This window comes from Goodfellowiella coeruleoviolacea, from assembly GCF_024171785.1.
Taxonomy (GTDB): domain Bacteria; phylum Actinomycetota; class Actinomycetes; order Mycobacteriales; family Pseudonocardiaceae; genus Goodfellowiella; species Goodfellowiella coeruleoviolacea.
The window spans coordinates 1-2,822 of record NZ_JAMTCK010000047.1 but is presented as its reverse complement, the minus strand read 5'-3'; the positions used below and the strand labels follow the sequence as shown (position 1 = coordinate 2,822).

Here is a 2,822-nt window from a genome sequence, read left to right as displayed (position 1 = left end):
ACGCCACCAACGACGACGAACACGCCGTGTCCACCGTCACCGCCGGCCCCTCGAACCCGAACACGTACGACACCCGACCCGACAACACGCTTCCCGATGCGCCGGTAAGCGCGTAACCACTCGTGGCGTGCGGCGAGTTCATCAGCACGGTGCAGTACTCGTGCGAGGAGCCACCGACGAAAGCACCCGTTCTGCTGCCGCGCAGTGACAGCGGGTCGATCCCCGCCCGCTCGAACACCTCCCAGGACACCTCCAGCAGCAGCCGCTGCTGCGGGTCCATCGCCAACGCCTCACGCGGCGAGATGCCGAAGAAGTCCGCATCGAACTCACCCGCTTCACGGACGAACGCGCCGTGCACCTCGCCGGGCAGATCCCACGCTTCCCAACCACGGTCGGTCGGGGCGGTTGTCACCTCGTCCCGGCCTTCAACCAGCAACTGCCACAGCTCCGCTGGGCTCATCGCGCCGGGAAAGCGACAGGCCATTCCAACGATCGCCACGGGGTCGTCATGGTGGGTCGGCTCGGTTGGCACGGGCGTGGCCGGAGCACTGCCGAGGATCTCCGCGCGCAGGAACGCCGCGACCGACCGCACGGTCGGATAGTCGAAGACGAGAGTGGTGGGCAGACGCAGGCCAGTCGCGGCACCGAGGCGTTTCCGCACGTCGAGCGCGATCAACGAGTCGACACCCATATCGCGGAACGGTTTGTCCACCGGAACGTCGTCGGGCGAGGCGTGGCCGAGGGCCATCGCCGTCTCCTGTCGGGCCAAGGCCAACAGCATGCCGAACTGTTCACCCTCACCTCGACCGGTCAACTGCGCACGCAGGCTTGCCCGCGGTGCCTCGTCAACCTCGTCATCAGCCACGTTCTCGGCAACGTCCTGGATCAACGGGCGTGGCCGAGCGATGGTGTACGTCGCGGTGAAGCGTTCCCAGTCAATGTCCGCGACGGTCAGCAAGCTCTCGTCGTGGTCCAACGCCTGTTGCATTGCCTCGACCGCCAGCGCGGGGTCCATCGCCCGAAGTCCCACCCTGGTCAGTCGGGTCATGCTCAGCCCACTGGCCGCCTCCGTCGAGCCCCACAGGCCCCAACTGATCGACGTTGCCGGCAGGCCGCGTGCTCGGCGTTCCCTCGCCAGGCCATCCAGGTAGGCGTTGGCTGCCGCGTAGACCCCCTGGCCACTGCTCCCCCAGGTCGCGGCACCAGAGGAGAACAGCACGAACGCGTCCAGATCCAGGTCGCTCGTCAACTCGTCCAGATACCGTGCACCGACGCCCTTCCCGGAGAAGTTCTCAACGAACTCCGCGCGGGGACAGTCGACGACCTCGCGGTAGTTGCCCACTCCGGCCGCGTGGAAAACCGATCGCAACGGGAACTCGTCCGGGATCGACCTGACCACCTCGGCCAGGGCATCCCGATCAGTCACATCACACACGGCCACCGTCACCTTGACACCGGCAGCACGCGCCTCCTCGACCAAATCGGCTGCCCCGCCTCGGCGGCTCACCAGCACCACGTGCTCGACGCCCGACCTCACCAACCACCGCACGACGTGCGCTCCCACGCCACCGGTCCCACCGGTCACCAACGCAGTTCCCCGGGCCCGCCACTTCGATTCTGTCGCGGCCGTCACCGGCGACCGCACCAATCGCCGGGCGAACACCCCGCTCTCGGTCACCGCCAGCTGATCCTCGCCGATCCCGGAGAGCACACCGACCGCATTCGCGAGCCACCCGCCACTCACATCGATCATTCCGCCCCACAAGCCAGGCAACTCCAAACCCACCACTTGGCCCAGCCCCCACACCGCACATCCCTCGCTGTCAACCTCGCCGCCCAACCCGGAAGCCCCACGTGTCACCATCCACAGTGGGCACCGCAGCCCAGCGTCCACCACTCCCTGGACCACCACGACCGACGACCACAGCCCCACCGAGCACACCGCCCCGGACACCGCTGGCCGATCCTCCAGCACCGCGCGGATCCTCGCCGCGACAGCAGCACGGTCGTCACCCGAGGCGACGCCGATCGGCACCGCGTCCACGCCGCTGCCGGCCAGCGCGGCCGTGATCACACTGCCGAGTTCATCGCCGGGGTCGGTGAGGACCAGCCAGGTCCCCGAAGGACGCCCGGACGACGGCGTGGGCACGGGCCGCCACTCCACGCGGTACCGCCACCTGTCGATGACCGAATTCGCCGGCACGCGCCCGCTGATGTCCGGCAGCGCATCAAGCCAGTAGTGCCTGTGCTGGAAGGGGTAAGTGGGCAAGTCCACCGTTCCGGCACCGGTTGAGAACGGTCCTGTGCACGGGATGGCGGCCACCTGGACTTCAGCCACCGAACTCAGGAACTGCGCCATGTTGCCTTCGTTCCTGCGCAGCGATGCCACGGTGTGCACAGCGAAACCCGCGTCCTCTGCCGTCTGTTCGATCCCCATCACCAGTACCGGATGCGGGCTGACCTCAACAAAGACGGCATGTCCATCCGCCAGCAACGCACGTGTGGCCCGATCGAACTCCACGGTCTGGCGCAGGTTGCGGTACCAGTACTCGGCATTCAGCTCACCGGTGTCGAGGACCGAACCGGTCACAGTGGAGTAGAACGGTGTTGACCCCTGACGGGGAACCACCACCCCCAGCCGCTTCACCAGATCGTGGTGAAGCCCGTCCACCTGCCCGGAATGTGAGGCGTAGTCCACATCCACCCGGCGCGCCCACACGCCCACGCGCTCTGCCCAGGCCACGACCTCATCCAGAACGCCTGACTCGCCGGAGACCACCACCGACCGAGGGCCGTTCACCGCGGCCAGCGACAACCGCCCG

Annotated in this window: 1 protein-coding gene; it reads right to left on the bottom strand. The window is 67.7% G+C overall.

Annotation, left to right across the window (positions count from 1 at the left end; genetic code table 11):
• On the bottom strand, positions 1-2,822 hold a 2,822-nt coding region (locus tag LX83_RS37490; protein WP_301329597.1), incomplete at both ends, for an SDR family NAD(P)-dependent oxidoreductase.